This window comes from Rhizobium freirei PRF 81, from assembly GCF_000359745.1.
Classification (GTDB): domain Bacteria; phylum Pseudomonadota; class Alphaproteobacteria; order Rhizobiales; family Rhizobiaceae; genus Rhizobium; species Rhizobium freirei.
Genome location: NZ_AQHN01000088.1, coordinates 90,105 through 111,287 on the forward strand (window position 1 = coordinate 90,105; position 21,183 = coordinate 111,287).

The window sequence follows — 21,183 nt, forward strand, 5'->3', positions numbered from 1 at the left end:
GGAGACGGAAATGAACGCAGTCACCACGCCGCTTTCGCCCGAAGAACTTTCTCTGATCGACCGCTACTGGAGGGCAGCCAATTATCTGTCGGTCGGCCAGATTTACCTGATGGATAATCCGCTGCTGCGCGAACCGCTGCGGCCGGAGCATATCAAGCCAAGATTGCTTGGCCACTGGGGCACGACGCCGGGACTGAACTTCATCTATGCACATCTCAACCGCGTCATCAAAGCGCGTGATCTTAACATTGTCTATATGTGCGGCCCGGGCCATGGCGGCCCCGGCATGGTCGCAAACACCTATCTCGAGGGCACTTACAGCGAGATCTATCCGAATATCTCCGAGACGACGGAGGGGATGCAAAAGCTGTTCAAGCAGTTTTCCTTCCCCGGCGGCATTCCAAGCCACGCGGCGCCGGAGACGCCCGGGTCGATCCATGAGGGTGGCGAGCTCGGCTATGCGCTCGTCCACGCCTTTGGCGCCGCTTTCGACAATCCCGATCTTATCGTTGCTTGTGTCGTCGGCGACGGCGAAGCTGAAACCGGGCCGCTGGCGGCAAGCTGGCATTCCAACAAGTTCCTCAATCCGGCACGCGACGGCGCGGTGCTGCCGATCCTTCACCTCAACGGCTACAAGATCGCCAATCCGACGATCCTCGGCCGGGAAAGCGATGAGGACCTGCGCAACCTGTTCTCGGGCTACGGCTACGAGCCCTTCTTCGTCGAAGGTCATGAGCCGGCTGCCATGCATCAGGCGATGGTGGGCACCTTCGATCAGGTGTTCGACCGCATCCGCAGCATACAGAGAAAGGCCCGCGAAAAGACGGCGCCTGAAGGAATGCCACGCTGGCCGATGATCATCCTGCGCAGCCCGAAGGGCTGGACTGGCCCCAAGGAGGTCGACGGCAAGAAGGTCGAAGGTTTCTGGCGTGCGCACCAGGTGCCGGTCGCCAATTGCCGCGGCGATGAGAGCCATCGCAAGATCCTCGAAGACTGGATGCGCAGTTATGATCCGGACGATCTCTTCGATCGCAGCGGCCAGCTCAAAGCCGAATTGAGGGCGCTCGCGCCGCAAGGCGAAAGGCGCATGGGCGCCAATCCTCACGCCAATGGCGGTCTGCTACGCAAGGAACTACTGGTTCCCTCCATTCGCGACTATGCGATCGAGATCGGCGAACGTGGCAGCAAGCAAGTGCAATCCACCGAGATTCTTGGACACTACCTGCGCGACACGCTGAAACTCAATGATGTCAAGCAGAATTTCCGCATCTTCGGTCCCGACGAGACGGAGTCGAACCGGCTCGGCAGCGTCTTTGATGTCACGGATCGAGTTTGGATGGAGTCTATCGAAGACTATGACCTTCATCTGGCTCCGGATGGACGCGTAATGGAAGTTCTAAGCGAGCATCTCTGCCAGGGCTGGCTGGAAGGGTATCTGCTGACCGGACGGCATGGGCTCTTCTCGTGCTACGAGGCCTTCATTCACATCGTCGACTCCATGTTCAACCAGCACGCCAAATGGTTGAAGGTCTCGCGCGAATTGCCGTGGCGCAAGCCGATCTCGTCGCTGAACTACCTGCTGACATCACATGTCTGGCGGCAGGACCACAACGGCTTTTCCCATCAGGATCCCGGCTTCGTCGATCTCGTCGCAAACAAGAGGGCCGATGTGGTCCGCATCTATCTGCCGCCGGACGCCAACACGCTGCTATGGGTCGGCGATCATTGCCTGCAAACCTACGACCGGATCAACGTCATCGTTGCCGGCAAGCAGCCGGAATCGCAGTGGCTCAAAATGGACGAGGCGATCGCCCATTGTAAGGCGGGCGTCGGTATCTGGGATTGGGCGAGCTACGAGGACGGTACGACCGCTCCCGACATCGTCATGGCCTGCGCGGGCGACGTCCCGACCATGGAGACCTTGGCGGCCGTCATGCTGCTGCATGAGGCAATCCCGGATCTCAAGATCCGTACCGTCAATGTGGTCGATCTTCTGGCATTGCAGGACCCAAAGCAGCATCCGCACGGCCTTGAGCATCAGACGTTCGATGAGATCTTCACCACTGACAGGCCGGTGGTCTTCGCCTATCACGGCTATCCCTACCTGATCCACCGGCTGACATACCGCAGGACCAACCACGACAATATTCATGTGCGGGGATTTATCGAGGAAGGCACGACGACCACGCCATTCGACATGACCGTGCTGAACGAGCTGGATCGCTATCATCTTGCTCTTGAGGCGATCAGCCGCGTGCCGGGTCTCGCGGAAAAAGTTCCCGATGTCATAGACGGCCTGAAGGCGAAGCTCGTCAAGCATCACGACTACGTCCGGCGTCATGGGGAGGACATGCCTGAGATCAGCGATTGGCGATGGAAGCGCTAGAGGAAAGTGAGGCGCCCCGCTTCCAGCTTGCCCTGGGCGTAACCGGCCTGGGCGGAGGGGATGCGCGTCGCCGGATCCATCTGGTCCGTCCCCATTGCGGCCCGGGAAGCGGCGTCCGGTGTGATCACCTCGACGCGGCTGCCCTTTTTGCGCAAGCCCTCGACCTGGCTTGCCAGATCCATGCCAGGCAATCTGCGTAGGCCCTCGAACTGGCCCTCTGGTAGCGGCCCGCTCCGCCCGCTGAACGGCGAGAGCACCACCACGTTCGCATAGCCTGCGGCAAGGTCGGCATTGTCGGCGGAGCGCACTCCGCCGTTGATGTAACGATTGCCGTTGATACTGTGCGTGTGCGCCATGCCGGGCATTGCGGTGGCCGCGGTCACTGCGTCCACCAGATCGACGCCGGAGCTGCGGTCGAACACGGTCAATTCGCCCGTATGCGCGTCGAGGGCTACGACGATCATCGGCCTCTCCGGCCAGTCATGACGCGGCAACCTGGCCGCAACCATTGCGCGCCGTTCCTCTGCCGCTGCAGGCCCGAGTATGGCGTCACTTTCCAGCCCGAACGCACCCATTGCGCGCTGCAGACCAATTGCCGAGGTGGCCGCGGCACCGATCGCCCGCATCCGTTCGAATACCGTAGCCATCGGCAGTGATGTGGCCGAAGACGGCGGTCGCTCCCGCTTCCGCCCGAGTGGTTGAACCGGTGGGGAGAGAATCCAAGCCAACAACTCGGCCGGCGGCATGCCACTGCGCACATGCGCCGCCGCGGTGGCGCCTGATGAGGTGCCGATCACTAGATCGGTGGCTTCGGTCATGTCGAGGCCAGCGTCGGCCAGCCCGGCGATGATCCCGATCAACCATGCATTTCCGGCGGCGCCACCACCACCGAGAACCAGAGCAACGTTTTTCTGAGCCATCTGCTTACTATTTCAGCCAGCGGACGCTCCTGTCCATCGAAAATCGTCATGATGCGCCTTATCGGCGGTTTATCCGGCAAAGCGCACCCGTGGAATCCCGAGCACCGCGCCTGCGAGGCCGCCAATGAATATCCAGCGCTGCCATCGGCGCTTCAAGATGATCTCACCTTGGCGGGCATCATCGGCCGAGAACATGCGCGGCTCCTTCTTGCGTGAGTCTCCGTGATCTTTTCTGCTCATTACAACCATCCATGGTCGTCGAACTTGGCGGCCTTTCAAATCAGTGTCGACGCGATCGGCATCGTCGCATGCCGGTCGCGTCTATTTGCAAGTTGTAGTCTATGACTGGTAGGCGCCCGTGAGGCTCGCCCTCTACCCCTACCGCGTCAGAAAGCGTCACCTTCGATACATCGAGTGCAGGATGCTGGCGATGCTGCGATGGCGCAATGCGCCGCTGTGCGCATCCGGATCCCCAGTGAATGGCGGGAGTATATTCTCATCGTCCAACGCATTCTTGCTCGGCATCGGCTCGTCTGAAACCACTAGATTCTCTTCTCTGACGCGATTCATTTATTTGTGAGATTTGGAATATAAGGTGCTGTCTGTCAGCACCATTAGAGCATCTCCAGGAAAAGTGCGCAGCGGTTTTCCGTCCGGAATGCGTAAGAAAACAATAAGATAGAGCGTTTCCGTGAATCAAAGAAAAGCGGGAACGCTCTAATGTTCCACGCGGGGCGCGTTCGCGCTTACCCGCAGTTCGATGCGTCCGCGAAGGAGGAAAAAATGACGGATGAACGGTTCGAGTGGATCAGCAAGCGGGCCTATGCCATTTGGGAGGCGGCCGGGCGCCCCTGGGGACATAGCCAGCATCACTGGGAACAGGCGGCCAAAGAGCGAGAAATCATGGAACGGACGCGAGCATCCGTCGATGGCGAAGAGATACTTGCGAAGCTTCGACAGAGGGCCGCGATGCGCAAGCCTGAAGACCATGCGCCGGACGTCGAGAGAGACCGGCACCCTGACAGCCGCCGCCTCGGATGAATTCCATCCTCGATCCCCTCACCTACTTCAATTGCGTAACGCAAGCGCCATACGAACTGCGGCCGTCGATCGTTGTTCTCACGACAACGGTCGACGGCCTGTCTTAACTTAGAGCATTTCCCTTTTTAAACGGAATCATGGAAACGCTCTATCTCTTTGTTTTCATGCAATTTATAGCGCTAAACCGCTTCGCACTTTTGCCGAAACTGCTCTAGCGCCCAAAGAGACGCCCGCATCCTCACGGCGTGGGCAACTGCAGACTTTCGTCGGCGGGCTCTTCGCGCAGAACGCGCAGTTCGTACCAAAGCGCGTTCAGAATACCCACGGAAGCTGCCAGACCCAGGCCAAGAACCCATGCGAAGTACCACATATTATTTCTCCTATTCCTGTTCAGTAAGCCGAATGTCCGGCCTTTTCGACACTCTTCTCACTCACCTTGCCCCATAGAACGCGGTAGACCCAGGCAGTGTAGAGGAGGATGAGCGGCATGAAGACGGCCGTCGCCAGAAGCATGTTGCGCAGCGTCGCGCGGCTGGATGATGCGTCGAAGACGGTCAACGAGTGGCTGGGATTGGTGCTCGACGGAAGTATGACGGGGAACATTGCCAGGCCGACCGTCGCGATGATCATCGCGACCGAGAGCTTCGATGCGATGAAAGTCAGGCCTTCGCCGCGGGTGCGGAAGCCCAATGCCACGAAGAAGGGGCCGATGATGCCGATTGCCGGCGCCAACCAGAGGATGGGGTGAGCCTGGAAATTGGCAAGCCAGGCGCCGCCATCAGGCGCGACGCTTTTCAGAAGCGGGTTTGACGGACCGTCCCATTTGATGGCCGAGGTGACACGGTAGCCGCCGAGCAGCCCGAGCCAGACCAGCACGCCGCCTCCGGCAAAGAGAAGACCGGCGGCAAATGCTGCCTTGGATCCGATTGCCTTCGCACGCTCGGCAACGATGCCTTCGGCCTTGAAGGCAAGCCAGGCCGCGCCGTGCATGACGAGCATCGACAGGGAAACCAGACCGCAATAAAGCGCAAGCGGATTGAGAAGTCCGATGAGAGTGCCTTGGTAGATGGGGCGCAGATCCGAGGTCAAATGGAACGGCACGCCCTGAAGCGCATTGCCGACGGCAACGCCGAAGATCAGCGAGGGAACGGCCCCACCCACGAAAAGTGCCCAATCCCACCGGGCGCGCCATGCCTGTTCCGGTCTCTTCGAGCGGTATTTGAAGGCGACCGGTCGCAGAATGAGGGCGAGCAGCACCAGGAACATCGCAAGGTAGAAGCCTGAAAAGCTCAGCGCATAGAGCGCTGGCCATGCTGCGAAAATCGCACCGCCGCCGAGAATGAACCACACCTGGTTGCCCTCCCAGACAGGGCCAACCGTGTTGATGGCGACCCGGCGCTCAAGGTCGGTTTTGGCGACGAAGGGCAACAGCGCCCCCACGCCCATATCGAAGCCGTCCATGACGGCAAATCCGATGAGCAGCACGCCGAGCAGGATCCACCAGGTGACGCGCAGCGTTTCATAGCTGAGAAGAAATTCGATCATTGACTTGGTCCTTTTCGGGAATGGGCTATTCGCCCGGCTGCATCGCCGGCTTCGGCTCCGCCAGAGAAGTCGAAGGCCTACCTGTGATCATGTCGGCGATATCAGGCCCCTTGCGGATGGCCGCCAGCATCAACCGAACTTCGATGACGGCGAGCACGCCATAGACCAGCGTAAAGCCCGCAATACTGAGAATGAGGTTGTAGATGCCGAGTTCCGATGTGGCGAGGAAGGTCGGCAACACGCCATCGATGATCCAGGGCTGGCGACCGAATTCGGCAACGAACCATCCAAGCTCGATCGCGATCCAGGGCAACGGCATGGCAAGCACAGCCAAGCTGAACAGCCAGCGCGGAGCCCCTTTTTCCCGCATCGTATACCAGAGGGAGGTCACGAAGAGGACAAGCAGGGCGAAGCCGCATGCCACCATGATGCGGAAGGAGAAGAAGAGCCAGGGAACCTGCGGCACCGAAGACCAGGCAGCATCCTTGATCTGCTGATCGCTCGCAGTGCGCGGATCTTCGACATACTGCTTCAAAAGGAGCGCATAGCCGAGGTCCTGGGACTTTGCCTCAAAAGCCGCCCGCGCCGCGGTGTCGCCGAGATTGACCTTCAGCTTCTCCAGCGCATCGTAGGCGCCTAAGCCATTGCGCACACGTTCCTCAGCCCTCGCCACCAGCTGGTCGATGCCGGGAATTTCCTTGTCGATCGATCGAGTGCCGATCAGGCCCATGACCCATGGGACATGGATGGCATAATGGGTCTTGCGGTCCGAAAGGCTTGGAATACCGAAGGCGGTGAAGGATGCCGGTGCAGGCTCTGTCTCCCACATCGCTTCGATGGCCGCGAGCTTCATCTTCTGGTTATCGGTCAAAGCGTAACCGCTTTCGTCACCCAGCACGATGACCGAAAGGGACGAGGCGACACCGAAGGCTGCAGCAATCACGAAGGAGCGCTTGGCAAGCGCCACATGCCGATTGCGCAGCATGTACCAGGCCGAAATACCAAGTACGAAAACCGCACCGCAGACATAGCCGGCCGAAACGGTGTGGACGAACTTCGCCTGCGCGACCGGGTTGAACAAGACCGCCATGAAGTCGGTCACTTCCATGCGCATCGTGTCTGGATTGAAGGCCGAACCCACCGGGTTCTGCATCCATCCGTTGGCAATCAGGATCCAGAGCGCGGAGAAATTCGTGCCCAGCGCCATCAGCCAGGTCACGATCATATGGGCACGTGGCGAAAGGCGATCCCAGCCGAAGAAGAACAGCCCCACAAAGGTCGCCTCCAGAAAGAAGGCCATCAAGCCCTCGATCGCAAGCGGCGCACCGAAAACGTCGCCGACGTAGTGGGAATAGTAGGCCCAGTTCATGCCGAACTGGAACTCCATGGTAATCCCCGTCGCGACGCCGAGCGCGAAGTTGATGCCGAAGAGCACGCCCCAGAATTTCGTCATATCGCGCCAGATGGTTCGCCGCGTCATGACATAGACCGTCTCCATCATGGCGATCATGATGGAAAGGCCGAGCGTCAGGGGTACGAAGAGGAAGTGGTACAGCGCTGTCAAGGCAAACTGTAGTCGGGATAGGTCGACGAGAAGTGGGTCGAACATGGGAGGATCCTTTCTGTGTCGATATCTGTTAGCGCGAGCGATCCTTCGGCGAGTTGATCTAGATCAATCGCAAAGCAATCGATCGATGCCAAAAGAGCTGCATGAACAAAGACAAGGCATCGAATACGAACTCAGAATGCGTCCACAGCGGCGCCGACAAGATCGACGTGCTCGCGCTTGCACGAGACAGTGCGAAAACCAGCTTGCGGGCGGTATTTACGGTACAGATCGCGCGCCTGGTTCTGCGGCTCGGCTTTTCGGCAACGGCAGCCATGATCGCGGGCCGGCTGGTGATGGATCAACCGGTCCAGCCATGGCTGCCGATTCTTGCAATCGGCCTCCTCGCCTGCTCCTCCGTTGTGGGATTGTTCGGCGACAAGATGCAGGCGAATGCTGAAACCACCATCGCGACCGGGTTGCGCGATGTCGCAGGAGCGACGCTGAACGCCATGTCGCCGCGGCAATTGAACCAGTTGCCCGTCGGGACGCTGGTCGTGGCCATGCAGCGCCATCCAGAATCCGTGGCTGCCCTCGTCATTGGCCATCGCATGGCCTCCATGATGATGGGGATCGGCCCGATTGCGGCCGCGGCCATGCTCTTGCTCGTCTCCTGGCAGGCGGCGATCCTCGTCATCTGCCTGACGCCGGTCATGATTCTGTTCTTTGCATTGATAGGCGATGCGATCCGCAGCCGTGCGGCAGTTCAGGAACGGGCCTTCGGCCGTCTTGCCGGGCAATTCGCCGATCGCATCCGCGCGCTGCCGACGATTCTGGCCAATCACGCCCTTGCCGAGGAGGAGAAAAAGCTCTCCGCCCGCCTGGAGACCTATGCGCGCGAGACGATGGGCGTTCTCGGCATTGCATTCATCAACGCCGGCATCATCGACTTTTTCGCGTCGCTATCGATCGCCTTGCTTGCTGTCTTTCTTGGCCTTGGGCATCTCAAACTGATGATGATCCCTGGCTTTTCCGATCTCGCGCTCTGGCAAAGCCTGTTCATCCTGATGATCGCGCCGGAGTATTTCGCGCCTTTCAGGCGGTTCTCGGAGCAATATCATGCCAAGGCGGAAGGCTTGGCGGCGGCGAATGCGCTTGATCGGCTGCTCAATGCCGATAGTCCTGAAGCGGTGGCCACTGCTGCTCTGGACCGCCCCTTCTCAGTGCTTCCCCAACACGGTCTCGTCGCAATCACCGGTCCCAGCGGCAGCGGCAAATCGACCCTGCTGCGCCGGCTCGCCCGATTGGAACCGGCGGAAAGCCCTGTCCCGGCGATTTCCGGGGATGTCGCATGGGTATCCACCGACAGCTTCGTCGCCGGGCGCACGCTTCGCGAGGCGATCTGCTGGAAGCTGCCTCTCGTATCGCCGACCAAATTGTCCGATGCGGCAAACGCGGTCGGCCTGCTGGACGATGCACTTCTGCCTGGCGGCCTTGATGCGCCGCTTACCCGCGGCGGCGGTAACCTTTCGGGCGGCCAGAGGCTCCGCGTCTCCGTCGCCCGCGCCATTCTATCGGGGCGGACCGTGGTCGCAGACGAACCGACGGCCAAGCTCGACGCAGCAACCGCCGCCCTCGTTCGGCAAGCGCTCCTGGGTCTGGCGCACTCGCGACTCGTCGTCGTTGCTACGCATGACAGGGAGCTGGCCGGCGCCGCGAAACAGACGATCGACCTTTCAAACAACGAAAATATCGAGGTGGCGGCATGATGAGCGAACCCCTCTCCGCGAACAGGAAACACTGGCGTCGGGCCACGCTCTTAAGTTGCTGTGCCCTTTGCTGCGGCATCCTGCTGGGAGGCGTCTCCGCCTGGTTCTTGGGCGCCGTCGCGACGGCCGGCCTAACGGCGGCAGCGGCCACCTTCAATTTCCATGTTCCTTCGGCCTTCATCCGCCTATTCGCCATCGGGCGCACAGCAGCGCGCTATGGCGAGCGCCTCGTCGGCCACAAGGCTGCTCTTGGCGATCAGGTACATCGCCGGGTGGATCTGTTTGCATCCATGGCCGCCGCACCAGCCGTCCGCAGCGCCGGCTGGCAGCTGGGCGACGAGGCTCGCCTTGCCGATTATCTGGATGATGTCGACGACGTCGACTATGCGCGTCTACGGGCTCGCCTTCCGCTGATGACAGTGATGGCGGGCCTTGCCGCGCTCCTCGCCTGCTCCACCATCATCGCGCCATTGTCGCTGTTGCCCATTGCGGCGGTGCTGTTGGTCGGTGGCGTGGTTGGCCGCAGACTGACTGAAGCCGGCGCCGTCATCTGGACGCAGACGCGATTGCAGCGACGGGACGGCGCCGAGCGGCTGGGAGCCGCCATGGCTTCCACCGTGTCTTTGATGGCCGAACGCCTTTGGGATGAAGAGTGCCGATCGGCCCTGAATGCTTTCTCCGAAGCGGATCGCTTGATGCTCGCCTTGCGTCGGCTCCAGTCGGGCTTTGACGCGCTCGCGTCCATCGCGGGCCCGATTGCGGGCATCAGCGTCGTGGCCGCCGCCTGGCTCGCGGGCGCTCGTGGCGAGATGATGCTGCTTCCGATCGCGCTTGGCTTTGCGTGGCTGGCACTGGGCGAAGCCATGAACGGAGCATCCAGAATTTTGGTCGCCAATCTACGGCGCGACGCCGCCTGGGCGGAAATCTGTCAATGGAAAAGAGACGCACAAGCCCAGGCAGCTTGCTCAGAAAACGAGACGCTGCTTGAGCTTGGACACACGCACCTCCAACGCATCTCTCCATTGGGGGCTCCGATCGGCACTCAGCCGATTGCACTCCGTTTGAGACCCGGATTTCCGACGGTCCTGGTCGGCACCAGCGGCAGCGGCAAGTCGAGCCTTCTGAAGCAGATCGCAGGCTGGATCGGCGAAGACCCGTTCGAAGCAACCGGATCAAGCTTGGCGGCCCCGCAGCGGCGAGCCCTGACGACCCTCGTCCTTCACGACGCGGTAATTCTCGACGATACCGTCAGAAGCAACCTCTTCGATCATCAGGCCAGCGACATGCTGATGTGGCAGGCGCTCGCCGCCGTCGAGCTCGACGAGCGCATCCGAAATGCCGGCGGCCTCGATGCATGGATAAGGCAAGACATGCTGTCGCTCGGCGAGGCGCAGCGGCTCAATCTAGCTCGTGCCTTCCTGGCTCATACTCCGGTCGTTTTGCTCGACGAACCGACCGAGCATCTCGACACTGCACAAGGTCAGCGGATTCTCGCCCGCCTTGCCGATCACTTAAGCGACCGCATCGTTGTGATCTCGACCCACCACTCGATCCGGCTGCACAACAGCACCGTTCTGGAATTGTGAACATGACAGCAGTCCCCACCCACCGTCTGATCGACGCAAAAGTTCCTCGCTATACCAGCTATCCGACGGCTCCGCATTTCCATGACGGGGTAACCTCAAGGACGGTCGCAGGCTGGATCGATGCACTCGCCGTCGATGAAGCGATCTCGCTTTACCTGCATATCCCCTTCTGCGATCGGCTATGCTGGTTCTGTGCGTGCCATACGAAGCAGACTTTGCGCTACGGCCCCGTCAGCGATTATCTTGCGACGCTCCACAGGGAGATTGCCCTGCTTGGCCGCCACCTTTCCGGCCGAGGTATCGTGCGTGCGATCCATCTCGGCGGCGGGTCGCCAACGATGATCAGGCCCGATGATCTGCAAAGCCTGTTTGAGCGGCTGCATAGCAATCTCACCATCGCGGCGGATGCAAGCGTCAGCATCGAGATCGACCCGAACGACATGGACGAAGCGCGACTGGATGCTTTGGCGCGCGTTGGAACGACGCGGGCAAGCCTTGGCATCCAGGATTTCGACCCCCGCGTTCAGAAGGCCATCAATCGTGAGCAGAGCTTTGAGGCGACACACGATGTCGTCGACGGATTGCGAGCCCGGGGGGTCGGCTCCGTCAATCTCGACCTGCTCTACGGCTTGCCGTTTCAGTCGGTTGCAACGCTTGGCAAGACCATCGACCTATCGCTGTCGTTGCGACCGGATCGTGTCGCGATTTTCGGCTATGCTCACGTGCCCTGGTTCAAGAAGCATCAGACAATGATCGATGAGGCCGCCCTGCCCGGCCCCGATTTGAGGCTCGAACAGGCGCAGAGGGCGGCGACCCTGATCCGGGAGGCCGGCTATCAACCAATCGGCATCGATCACTTCGCCCTGCCGACGGACAGCCTTGCGGTGGCGGCGCGCGCGGGCCGCCTGACGAGGAATTTTCAAGGCTATACGGACGACCCCTGCGAAACGCTCATTGGTTTAGGCCCGTCGTCGATCAGCCGGTTTCGCGAGGGCTACGCGCAGAATATCCCCTCCACCGGTGAGTATGGCCGTTCGATCGAAGCGGGCGACTTGGCCATTGTACGGGGTCTTTCGCTCTCGGAAGAGGATCGCCTGCGCGGCTGGGTCATCGAGCGCCTGATGTGCGACTTTGGCTTTTCGACGACCGCCATGCGCAGCATGTTCGGCGAGCGCGCCGAGCCCGTTCTGCTCGAGGCGGCCATGCTTGCGCAGGTTTCGCCTGACTTCGTCGCAGACGATGGCGGCTTCTCCATCAAGCCGGAAAGCCGTCTGTTCGCAAGGTCGATCGCGGCACAATTCGACAGTTATCTGAATCTGGACAAGGCGCGGCATTCTGCGGCCATCTAGCATCTTTCGATCGCCACAGCCGTTCGCCGACCATTCGGTGCCAACCGAAGATCTCTGCTGTTGTTTGGGTTAGTCAGCCCGTTGGCGGAGGATGGTCGGCGTCTAGTCGAGAAGATCCCGAAGCCGCTGTGCCAATTCGCGGGCCGTATAGGGCTTCTTCAGCCAGGTTCCGGAGTGCGCCAGTTCTCGGCCGGCGATCGTCGGTTCCGCGTAGCCTGATGTGAGGAGGATCTTGATTTCCGGCCTCGTTGCGCGGACGGTATTGGCAAGTTCGTCGCCGGTCATGCCTCCGGGCATCACGATATCGGTAAACAGCAATGCGACATCCGGGTTCTCGTCCAGCCGCTCGAGCGCGTCTTTGCCATTGGCCGCCTCGACGACCTGATAACCGGCATCGCTAAGCCTGGATACCGCAACGCGGCGCACGCGCGGATCATCCTCGACGACGAGAATTTTCTCCGAACCGCGGGGAATAGTCTGCTGGATCGGGTCACCTTGATGCTGATCGCTCGCCCCGGCATTTTCCCTTTGAGCTGCGGGAAGGAAAACACGCACGCTCGTCCCCTGTCCTACCTCGCTATAGAGCTGGACATGGCCGCCGGACTGCTTGGCAAAGCCATAGACCATGGAGAGGCCAAGGCCGGTGCCGGCACCAAGGCCTTTGGTGGTAAAGAACGGTTCGAAAGCGCGCTGCTTCGTGTCCGCAGACATGCCGTGACCGGTATCCGTCACCGCAATCAGGACGAATTCGCCCGTGCGAACCTGGGGATACATCTGCGCATAGTCGACGTCGAGATGGACATGCGAAATCTCGATCGAGAGCTTGCCACCACGATCCATGGCATCGCGCGCGTTGAGAACGAGATTCAGCAGCGCATTCTGCAATTGCGATGCATCGACCAGCGCCCTGTTTGCCGATCCGGAAACGATCGTACGAAACTCGATCGCCTCGCCGAGCGTCCGCCGCAGAAGATCGGAAAAACCTGAAACCAGCTGGCCGACATCGACGAGTTTCGGATTAAGGGGTTGACGGCGCCCGAAGGCAAGCAACTGGCCCGTCAGCTTGGCGCCGTCTTCGGCGGCGTCCTGCGCCTCGCGCAATAGTGGACGGAGCTTTTCGTCCTGAAGCTTGTTCTCGATCATTTCGAGGTTGCCGCTGATGACCGTGAGCAGATTGTTGAAGTCATGCGCCAGCCCGCCGGTCAACTGCCCAATCGCCTCCATCTTCTGAGCCTGCCGCAGCTCTTCCTCGATCTTGTGCCGGCTCGTCAGGTCGCGGATGAAACCGGTGAAGATGCGTCCGCCCTTGGTGATCGCCTCGCCGACGGCGAGCTCCATTGGAAACAGCGATCCATCCTTGCGCAGTCCCGTCACCACACGTCCGTAGCCGATGATGCGTCGCTCGCCTGTCGTCAGGTAGCGCGAGATATAGCCATCATGTGCATCGCGATCTGGTTGCGGCATCAGCACCCTCACGTTCTTGCCGCACACTTCCGCAGCCGCATAACCGAACAGTTTCTCCGCAGCGGCACTGAAGGACGAAATCGTCCCGGCGTCGTCGATGACGACCATGGATTCCGGAACCGTATCGAGAATCGAGCGCAGATGCGCCTCCCGCTCCGCAAGATCGTCCTGAGCTCTCTTCATATCGCTCACATCATTGTTGGTCTGAATGATCAGAGTCTTTCCGTCAGCGTCCGGTGCAACAAGCGCCCAGCGTGTCGCGACAAAGAGCGGGTAGCCATCCTTCCTGCGATGAACGACCTCACCTTCCCAGGCTCCATCCCGCCGGACAATGTCGCGAATTTCCTCCAGCGGCCTGGGGAAACGGATCGACAGGAGTTCATGAACAACTTGTCCTATCGCTTCCTCCCGCGACCACCCATAGAGAGCTTGGCAGCCGCCCGTCCAATGGCTGATGATCCCGTCCAGGCCATGTACGATCAAATTGACCCCGTCGAGCAGGCGGGCGATCTCGTCCACCTTGTTTCCGTTCAAAACGCTACTGACGGTCTTGCTGCTCATTGGCTCTCTTCATCTGCGGTTAGAGCATTTTTACTTTTCCTGGAATCGCGAAAGCACACTGTCTTCCTGTTTTCACGCCTTCCGGACGGAAAACTGCTCCGCACTTTTCCTAGAATTGCTCTAGTGGTGATTACTCGCAGCGTAGGAGATTTGACGACGCTCGTCGCCATAATATTCATCGTCGCCGGAAAGTTGGGCGAGCACACCATACTTCATGACCCGCACGGCGTGGCGGCCGATCGAACAGATGATCCCTCGCTGCGTCAGCTTGGTCATCGTCCTGGAAACGGTCTCGATCGTCAGGCCGAGATAATCAGCAATGTCGAGCCTGGTCATCGGCAATTCGACGATGGTGGTGTTCCCCCGGAGACCAGGCCCAGGCTGCATCTGCTTCAACAGGAATGTGCACAGTCGCTCCTCTGCATTCTTTCGCGACAGCAGCACCATCTGATCCTGGGCGGCAGCCATTTCGTCGCAAAGACGTGAGAATACCTCGGGCCGCAGGTCGGGGCACCTGGCAACCTCGGCCTCGAACGCCTTGCGCGAGAAACGGCGGATACGGGTGTCGACGATCGCCTCGGCGCTGTAGAGATAATGGCTTTTCAAGGAAACGCCGACGATATCGCCGGCATGCAAGAAGCCGGTGATGACGCGGCGTCCGTCGGAAATGATCTTGAAGATGCGCAGGCTGCCCTCGACCACCTCGAAAAGGTGTTTTGCGATGTCGCCCTCGAGGAAGACGGATTGTCCTGCGGCCAGATGCTCGACGGGCTGCTTTCTGAAAAGGGCCTGCAGGCTGTCCGGCTCCGCGCCGAACAACGCCGGGTTCGTGACTTCCTTGAGGTGATGAACATTATTCGTCTGCAGCATGACCGTTCCTCTGAGCTGTCGATGGGAACAGATGACCCGTCGCTGGTGACACCAGGATGCTGCGCGTGTTAAAGACGGTGCTGTTTGGTAACAGTCTGTAACAACGGCGGTTTAGTACATTGATCGAATCGACGATGGCGGCGCTCCACCATCACGCGCATATCCTCGTCGTCGACGACGACCCCCGCATTCGCCAGATGCTGACGCGCTATTTCGAAGATGAAGGCTACATCGTTTCTACCGCCGCGGACGGAAACGAGATGCGGGTGCGGATGCGCGCGCAAAACTTCGACGCCATTCTGCTCGATCTCGTCCTTCCGGGCGGCACGGACGGACTTGATCTTGCCCGCGAAATTCGCGCCCAATCGGACGTGCCGATCATGATGCTCACGGGCCGTGACGATGTCGTCGACCGAATCGTCGGATTGGAAGTCGGCGCTGACGACTATATCGCAAAGCCTTTTCACCTTCGCGAGGTCCACGCCCGTTTGAAGTCGATCTTGCGCCGACGCCAGGCCCCCGCCCGGCTTTCAGAGCCGAGCGCCGAGGAAATCATCGGCTTCGAGGGATGGAGGCTGAACATCAGCCGGCGCCAGGTACTGGACCCGGAGGGTCAAGAGGTCGAACTGACGACGGGCGAATACGAAATGCTGACGGCATTCGTTCGAAACGCGGGGCGCGTGCTCACGCGTGAAGTGCTCATGGACCTTACCAGGGGGCGCAACCTCGAAGCCTTTGACCGCACGATCGACGCCCAGATCGTGCGGCTGCGCCGCAAGGTCGAAACGGATCCCAAGAAACCGCAATTCATCAAGGCGGTGCGCGGGGTCGGCTATGTCTTCACCGCGAAGCTGGATTGAACAGCGCCTGTGGTCTGACTGCATCGGCCGGAATGCCAAAAGCTATATCCGTCAGCGACGCCTGCTTTGATCGTGATCAAAGTGAAATCCAACGGGAGCTCTATCCTCAAAGCCAGTCGCCGGATCTCATCGGCAACGCCACCTTGAAGGAGTAAGCTCGACATGCTCGTCCATGCGATCATGACATCCCCTGCCATAACCGTTCGCCCCGAAACGTCGATCGCGGATGCCGCCAAGACGATGCTCGACAATCACGTCAGCGGCCTGCCTGTGGTTGATGCCGCAGGCAAGCTGGTGGGCATCGTCAGCGAAGGCGACTTCATCCGACGCAACGAGTTGCACACCGAACGCAAGCGTTCATGGCTGCTTGAGCTTCTCACCAGTTCTGGGACGCTGGCGGCGGAATATGTATCGACCCACGGCCGTACGGTCGAAGACGTCATGACTTCCGATGTGGTCACGGTGACCACGACAACGGGCTTGCAAGACGTGGTCGAGCTGATGGAAAAGCACCATGTCAAACGCCTTCCCGTCGTCTCGTACGGCAAGCTCGTCGGCATCATCTCTCGATCGGATCTTCTGAAGGCGCTTGTCAAAGCTCTTCCGGCGCCGGCGACCGAAAGCAGGGATCATGAGATCGAATCGGCGATCATCAATGAGCTTGCGACACAAGGCTGGAGCCGAGCCGGTTCTATCCGCGTCAAAGTGGTTGACGGCGTTGCCGAGCTCTCGGGGGGCATCATGGATGAAAGAGAGCGCCAGGCGGCAAAGGTCGCGGCGGAAAATGTTCCCGGCGTGCGGGCAGTCTTCGACAATCTCGTCTATATCGATCCTTACATTGGCGTAGTCTGAGCGGTTTCGCTCGGTACGAGACGGCGACACCCAACCCCACGGTGCCGCCCGTCCAGGCCTCGTCCTATGCAGGGTCTGCGGCTTTGCCACGATGTCGTGTGTTCTCCTCGGCATTGTGGCCTTGCGTCGGGCGAGGCAGGAATTCGCGCGAGACGGCTCTGAAAACCACTGCATGCTGCAGGACGCGGTCTCGATCGTCGCGCAGATCCGGTCTTTGCGATCCGGTCTTCACGGTAAAAACTTGGATCCCGCGACGCTAAGCGATCGATGTCGGTGGTTGACGACGTTCCATCGAACTTGCCAAATCTGCGGAAACGGCGGGCCAGGATTGGCTGACCCACCTCGTTGCAGCCAGAATGACTAGCGCGCCATCAGAATCGGCAGAGTGGTTTGCTGCAGCATGGCGCGAGTGACGCCACCGAAAATTCTCTCCCGCACCCGAGAGTGACCGTAGCACCCCATAACAATCAGATCGGCATCCACATCGCCGGCATGTTGCAGCAGGACATCATTGATGGGACGCGAGCCGCTTGCCACGACGTCGACAGATACGTTGATCCCATGACGGGCCAGGTAAGCTGCGATATCGGCACCCGGCTCCTCGCCCTGGAGCCCCGATAGGGCAACGGGATCAACCATGGTGACGTGCACACGCTCTGCCTTCTTCAGGACATCGATCGCCTGATGAACCGCGCGCCCGGCTTCATGGCTGGAATCCCAGGCAATCAGCGCCGTCTTCGGCGGCCAGACCAGGGAGACGCCTTTGGGAACCATCAGAGCTGGCGTCGGAGAGTGAAACAACGCGCCGTCGACGGCAAACCCTCTGAGGTCCTCGTCCGACGTCATCTCGCTGCCGATCAAGGTGATGTCGGCATATAGTGCGCGTTGCCCAAGCAGATCCGGCGCCCAGGGAAAATCGCAGAAGAACTCCTGGACCTCATGCGATATGCCGCTGGCGGCGAGTTCGGCCTTGATGGAAGCAACCCTTTGGCCGAGTTGCGTCAATTCGCGCTCCCGCTCGTCGATCCATATGCTGGCCGTGGAATCCCCATAGCCGGTGTAAGGGGGCATCGCGCCAAAGCCGAGGACGAGCAGCACGAGGTGAGCGTTCGCCGTTTCGCAAAATGAAATCGCGGTCCGCAAGTCTTCACGGCCATGCCTCGAAGACATGACGCTTAGAACCGTTTCGTAGGACATTGATATGATCTCCTTGTCGCCGATGATTGTGGCCTGAATCTACGCCGTCACCTCACCGCAACATTGATCAGCGTCAACAACATCATTCCGCGATCCGCGAACATGCGTCGGCGGATACGTCCCGCCTTCCTCGAAGAATTTGACACCGATCAATGCCGGATTGGCAAATCCATCGAAAGATCGGGCATTCTCAGCAACCGCCATCGATCGGAGCGAATGCCATGCAGGCGAAAGACATCATGACAAGGAAGATCATATCGATCGACGGATACGCCAATATTCGCCATGCCATCCGACTGATGCTCGAGAATGAGATCAGCGGCCTCCCGGTGCTCGATCAGCTGGGAGATGTCTGCGGCATGTTGACGGAGGGCGACCTTCTGGCGCGCTGCGAAATCGGCTGCCTGAGTCAATCCTGCGCGGAGGTCGCAAAAGTCGACGGTGCGCTCCTGAACTATATCAAGAGCAAGGCCTGGCGCGTTGCCGACGTCATGACGCCGAACATCATCGCCGTGACGCCGGATACGCCGATTGCCATCGTTGCCAAGCTGATGGCATCCCATCGCATCAAGCGCGTCCTCGTGCTCGACAACGGCGAGCTGGTCGGCCTGATCAGCCGCCGCGATCTCCTGCGCGCCATAGCCTACGTGCCGCCGGACACGATCGCGCCCGGCGACGAGGCTCTCAAGCTGGCTGTCACCACGCGGTTGAAAACCGAACTGGGGCTGACGAACGACCAGGTTCAGGTCGCCGTGCACAACGCCCAGGTTTGCACGACTGGGAACATCGATTCCGAATTGCAGCGTCAGGCGATCAGGGTGCTCGTCGAACGCATCGGCGGCACGCGCGGCTATGTCGATGAACTGCATCTCGCGCCGCAGATTGCTTGAGCGGTGATCATGGGGCCTCGGCGGTCGCCAGGCAGGCTATGCAAACGAAATGCCATACAAACCAAGGAGACAGTCATGTCCGAACAGAAATGGAACCTGGTCACGCGAGAAGGATTGCAGGTCTCGGTACGACCCGCCGGCATCGACGACGAAACGCTTTTGCTTGAGCTTTTCGATCACGTCAGTCCGCAAGATCTCCGTTTTCGCTTCCTCTCGGCGATTAAACACGCTTCGCGCCAGCAGATTGCCGAGCTGATCGGTGTCGGCCATGGCGCCGTGCAAAGCTATATCGCCTTTGCGCGGGACGCAGCGACGCCTGTCGCGACCGCCGTTCTTGCCTGCGATGGCGAAAAGAGACGAGCCGAAACCGCTATCTCCGTGCGCAGCGACTTCAAGGGCCACGGCCTCGGTTGGGGACTCCTTGGCCTGATGGTGCAGGAAGCCAAGCGTCATGGCATGGAAAAGATCGAATCCATAGAAGACAGAAGCAATTATGACGCCGTCGAACTCGAGCAGAATATGGGCTTCGAAATCAAACCCTACCCGGATGATCCAAGCCTGCTGCTGTTATCGAAGTCACTCGTCGCATGAGGAGCCGGCTGCACCGCCACGTCGGATCGATGCTGGCGGCATGCTGTCAAGCTGGCATCGGCAAAATCGGAAGTTGCGGATCAACCGAGCCCGCATGTTTTCCTCACAGATTTCCGCACTCCCGACGTCGCGCCTGCAGCCAATTCAGGAGCGACGTGAAATCCTCAGCATCTGCTTTGGTCAGTCGGACCAACCGAAGATCTCTGATCGACGCCTGCTCCCCGGTCTGCGTGTTGTAGACCGCCCAGGTCCTGTCGGAATCACGGTGGATGCCATAGAGGTCGCCGGCGCCCGCTTCGATCAAGCATCTTGCTCCAGGATTGATTGCCAACTCCTCGGGTTGATCAGATAGACTTGGCCATTGGCCTTGATCTAACCCCGTGTTTGTCGCACTGCCGACTGTCACCCGACCGCCTGTTGGCGGCGATTGTGCCGGCGCGGTCGTCGGAACCAGATGCACCGCAAGCCCCGTTCTGAGGGAAAGTGCCATCCGCGGGGCGCGTCGGGTCATTCTGATTCTGCCTGTTCATTCGCAGCCGATCGGCGCGCCCAAAGCCGAACCGATCGCCAAGCATCCGCTTGCGGTCAAAGCTAGGATGGGCTCGACCCTTTGTCTCCGTCCATTTTTGACATGTGGTGGGTATGGGTCGTTTTCGACATCCAGCGCCATCAAGCCTGACGGGGCGATCGCGGCGCCGAATGCCTAACAAGCAGGCATTCGCTCCAAGCTCTACGAGTCATCGAATTAAAACAACAAGTATTTTCAATGCATTAAATAATGGCACGCCAATTGCTTGGTCTAAACAGTTCAAGAAAGGGATATTGGGTGGCACCATTTCTGCCGTTTTTGTGCATAGCCATCGGCTTCAGCTGGGCAGATTGCGCGTCCGTCTTCACCGCAAATCCAGGGGCGTCGCGAACCCGTTTTGCGCTGATGACCGCATCGACAAGCATCTTCCTTTGCGCGATCGGCCTCTCGTTCGCGAACCACAGTCTCGCCGCCGGTTCGGTATTGGTGGCTTGTGGCATGGCGATTGCCCTGGCGCTGGGGAGAAACCTGTCTTCCCCCTTGTCGCTGCTGATATCCGCCGGCGGTTTTGCGGTTTATCTCCATGGCGTCATCGATTGAAGGTGGCGATGGTTCATTCCGAACTGACAATTCTGGTCATCGATGAAAACGTCATTCGGGCCTCGATCATCGAGGAGGGGTTACGCGATGCCGGGCATGGTAACGTCACCGTCATTCACGAAGTCAACGGCGTTGCTCGCATCATCGAGGCTCTGAAGCCGGATGTGATCGTCATCGACATCGAAAATCCGAACCGTGACATGATGGAACACCTCTTCCAGCTGACGCGCACCGTCGGCAGGCCGATCGCCATGTTTGTCGACCGGTCGGACACGGCACAGATCGAGGCTGCCATGGATGCGGGAGTTTCGGCGTATGTGGTGGACGGCTTGAAGAAGGAGCGCGTCAAATCCATCCTGGACATGGCGGTGAGCCGTTTCAATGCCTTCTCCCGCCTTCAAAGAGAACTTGCTGAGGCCAAATCCGCTCTGGAGGAGCGCAAGGTCGTCGAGCGGGCAAAGGGCATTCTGATGAAGATGCGCGGTCTGTCGGAGGAGGATGCTTTTGCCCTGCTGCGCCAAACCGCCATGAACGAAAAGAAGAAGATATCCGAAATCGCCCAGAGTGTGGTGACCGCAGCCGGGCTGCTGATGTGACCGCAACATCGGTGGAAAGGCGGAAACGAAA

19 protein-coding genes are annotated in these 21,183 nt (G+C 59.9%); 11 read left to right on the forward strand and 8 right to left on the reverse strand.

Going from position 1 to position 21,183, the window contains the following annotated elements:
- The first annotated feature begins 10 nt into the window (after positions 1 to 10).
- Entirely contained in the window at positions 11 to 2,386 is a 2,376-nt protein-coding gene (locus RHSP_RS27425; protein ID WP_004126506.1) for a phosphoketolase family protein, read from the forward strand.
- Here RHSP_RS27425 and RHSP_RS27430 read toward each other — a convergent pair.
- Positions 2,383 to 3,306 (reverse strand): patatin-like phospholipase family protein, encoded by a 924-nt coding sequence (locus RHSP_RS27430; RefSeq protein ID WP_004126508.1) that lies wholly within the window; start codon positions 3,304 to 3,306, stop codon positions 2,383 to 2,385. The genes RHSP_RS27425 and RHSP_RS27430 overlap by 4 nt on opposite strands.
- 48 nt (positions 3,307 to 3,354) lie before the next feature.
- Here RHSP_RS27430 and RHSP_RS34925 point away from each other — a divergent pair, with 48 nt between their 5' ends.
- Together RHSP_RS34925 and RHSP_RS27435 are read left to right on the forward strand one after the other, a co-directional pair.
- Positions 3,355 to 3,522, forward strand: coding sequence for a hypothetical protein (locus RHSP_RS34925; protein WP_157385452.1), 168 nt, complete (start codon positions 3,355 to 3,357; stop codon positions 3,520 to 3,522).
- A 567-nt stretch (positions 3,523 to 4,089) separates the two neighbouring features.
- Positions 4,090 to 4,347 carry a DUF2934 domain-containing protein gene (locus RHSP_RS27435; protein ID WP_037154924.1) on the forward strand — a complete coding sequence of 86 codons (258 nt, stop codon included), beginning with the start codon at positions 4,090 to 4,092 and terminating at the stop codon, positions 4,345 to 4,347.
- Positions 4,348 to 4,585: 238 nt separating this feature from the next.
- Here RHSP_RS27435 and cydX read toward each other — a convergent pair whose 3' ends face one another.
- Genes cydX through RHSP_RS27450 form a run of 3 tightly spaced genes read right to left on the reverse strand, consistent with a single transcriptional unit; the run spans position 4,586 to position 7,501 of the window.
- Positions 4,586 to 4,717 (reverse strand): cytochrome bd-I oxidase subunit CydX, encoded by a 132-nt coding sequence (cydX, locus tag RHSP_RS34105; RefSeq protein ID WP_037154821.1) that lies wholly within the window; start codon positions 4,715 to 4,717, stop codon positions 4,586 to 4,588.
- Between the two features lie 20 nt (positions 4,718 to 4,737).
- Positions 4,738 to 5,892, reverse strand: a complete 1,155-nt coding sequence (cydB, locus tag RHSP_RS27445; protein WP_004126511.1) for a cytochrome d ubiquinol oxidase subunit II — start codon at positions 5,890 to 5,892, stop codon at positions 4,738 to 4,740.
- Positions 5,893 to 5,917: 25 nt separating this feature from the next.
- On the reverse strand, positions 5,918 to 7,501 hold the full coding sequence (locus RHSP_RS27450; protein WP_004126512.1) for a cytochrome ubiquinol oxidase subunit I: 1,584 nt from the start codon (positions 7,499 to 7,501) through the stop codon (positions 5,918 to 5,920).
- Between the two features lie 101 nt (positions 7,502 to 7,602).
- Here RHSP_RS27450 and RHSP_RS27455 point away from each other — a divergent pair, with 101 nt between their 5' ends.
- From RHSP_RS27455 to hemN, 3 genes are read left to right on the forward strand one after another with little or no spacing between them, the layout of a single operon-like run.
- Positions 7,603 to 9,207 carry an ATP-binding cassette domain-containing protein gene (locus RHSP_RS27455; protein ID WP_004126513.1) on the forward strand — a complete coding sequence of 535 codons (1,605 nt, stop codon included), beginning with the start codon at positions 7,603 to 7,605 and terminating at the stop codon, positions 9,205 to 9,207.
- Positions 9,207 to 10,793 carry an ATP-binding cassette domain-containing protein gene (locus RHSP_RS27460; protein ID WP_004126514.1) on the forward strand — a complete coding sequence of 529 codons (1,587 nt, stop codon included), beginning with the start codon at positions 9,207 to 9,209 and terminating at the stop codon, positions 10,791 to 10,793. The genes RHSP_RS27455 and RHSP_RS27460 overlap by 1 nt, the downstream gene beginning before the upstream one ends.
- A gap of 2 nt (positions 10,794 to 10,795) precedes the next feature.
- A complete protein-coding gene (gene hemN / locus RHSP_RS27465) occupies positions 10,796 to 12,142 on the forward strand; it encodes an oxygen-independent coproporphyrinogen III oxidase (RefSeq protein WP_004126516.1) in 1,347 nt (448 codons plus the stop codon).
- A 102-nt stretch (positions 12,143 to 12,244) separates the two neighbouring features.
- Here the strand turns inward: hemN and RHSP_RS27470 are convergent, their stop codons facing one another.
- Both RHSP_RS27470 and RHSP_RS27475 read right to left on the reverse strand, forming a co-directional pair.
- Positions 12,245 to 14,167 (reverse strand): hybrid sensor histidine kinase/response regulator, encoded by a 1,923-nt coding sequence (locus RHSP_RS27470; RefSeq protein WP_037154826.1) that lies wholly within the window; start codon positions 14,165 to 14,167, stop codon positions 12,245 to 12,247.
- A gap of 120 nt (positions 14,168 to 14,287) precedes the next feature.
- Positions 14,288 to 15,037, reverse strand: coding sequence for a Crp/Fnr family transcriptional regulator (locus tag RHSP_RS27475; RefSeq protein WP_037154828.1), 750 nt, complete (start codon positions 15,035 to 15,037; stop codon positions 14,288 to 14,290).
- Positions 15,038 to 15,171: 134 nt separating this feature from the next.
- Here RHSP_RS27475 and RHSP_RS27480 point away from each other — a divergent pair, with 134 nt between their 5' ends.
- Entirely contained in the window at positions 15,172 to 15,897 is a 726-nt protein-coding gene (locus tag RHSP_RS27480) for a response regulator (protein ID WP_004126522.1), read from the forward strand.
- A gap of 162 nt (positions 15,898 to 16,059) precedes the next feature.
- Positions 16,060 to 16,749 (forward strand): CBS domain-containing protein, encoded by a 690-nt coding sequence (locus RHSP_RS27485; RefSeq protein WP_004126524.1) that lies wholly within the window; start codon positions 16,060 to 16,062, stop codon positions 16,747 to 16,749.
- A gap of 360 nt (positions 16,750 to 17,109) precedes the next feature.
- On the opposite strand, the gene RHSP_RS27490 is transcribed toward RHSP_RS27485, so the two are convergent.
- Entirely contained in the window at positions 17,110 to 17,946 is an 837-nt protein-coding gene (locus RHSP_RS27490; protein ID WP_004126525.1) for a universal stress protein, read from the reverse strand.
- Between the two features lie 239 nt (positions 17,947 to 18,185).
- Here RHSP_RS27490 and RHSP_RS27495 point away from each other — a divergent pair, with 239 nt between their 5' ends.
- Together RHSP_RS27495 and RHSP_RS27500 are read left to right on the forward strand one after the other, a co-directional pair.
- Positions 18,186 to 18,836 (forward strand): CBS domain-containing protein, encoded by a 651-nt coding sequence (locus tag RHSP_RS27495; RefSeq protein ID WP_004126527.1) that lies wholly within the window; start codon positions 18,186 to 18,188, stop codon positions 18,834 to 18,836.
- A gap of 75 nt (positions 18,837 to 18,911) precedes the next feature.
- A complete protein-coding gene (locus RHSP_RS27500; protein WP_004126531.1) occupies positions 18,912 to 19,427 on the forward strand; it encodes a GNAT family N-acetyltransferase in 516 nt (171 codons plus the stop codon).
- A gap of 103 nt (positions 19,428 to 19,530) precedes the next feature.
- On the opposite strand, the gene RHSP_RS27505 is transcribed toward RHSP_RS27500, so the two are convergent.
- Entirely contained in the window at positions 19,531 to 19,731 is a 201-nt protein-coding gene (locus RHSP_RS27505; RefSeq protein ID WP_037154831.1) for a hypothetical protein, read from the reverse strand.
- Positions 19,732 to 20,564: 833 nt separating this feature from the next.
- Here RHSP_RS27505 and RHSP_RS27515 point away from each other — a divergent pair.
- Complete coding sequence (locus RHSP_RS27515; RefSeq protein ID WP_037154838.1) at positions 20,565 to 21,152, forward strand: ANTAR domain-containing response regulator; 588 nt, start codon at positions 20,565 to 20,567, stop codon at positions 21,150 to 21,152.
- The last annotated feature ends 31 nt before the right edge of the window (positions 21,153 to 21,183 follow it).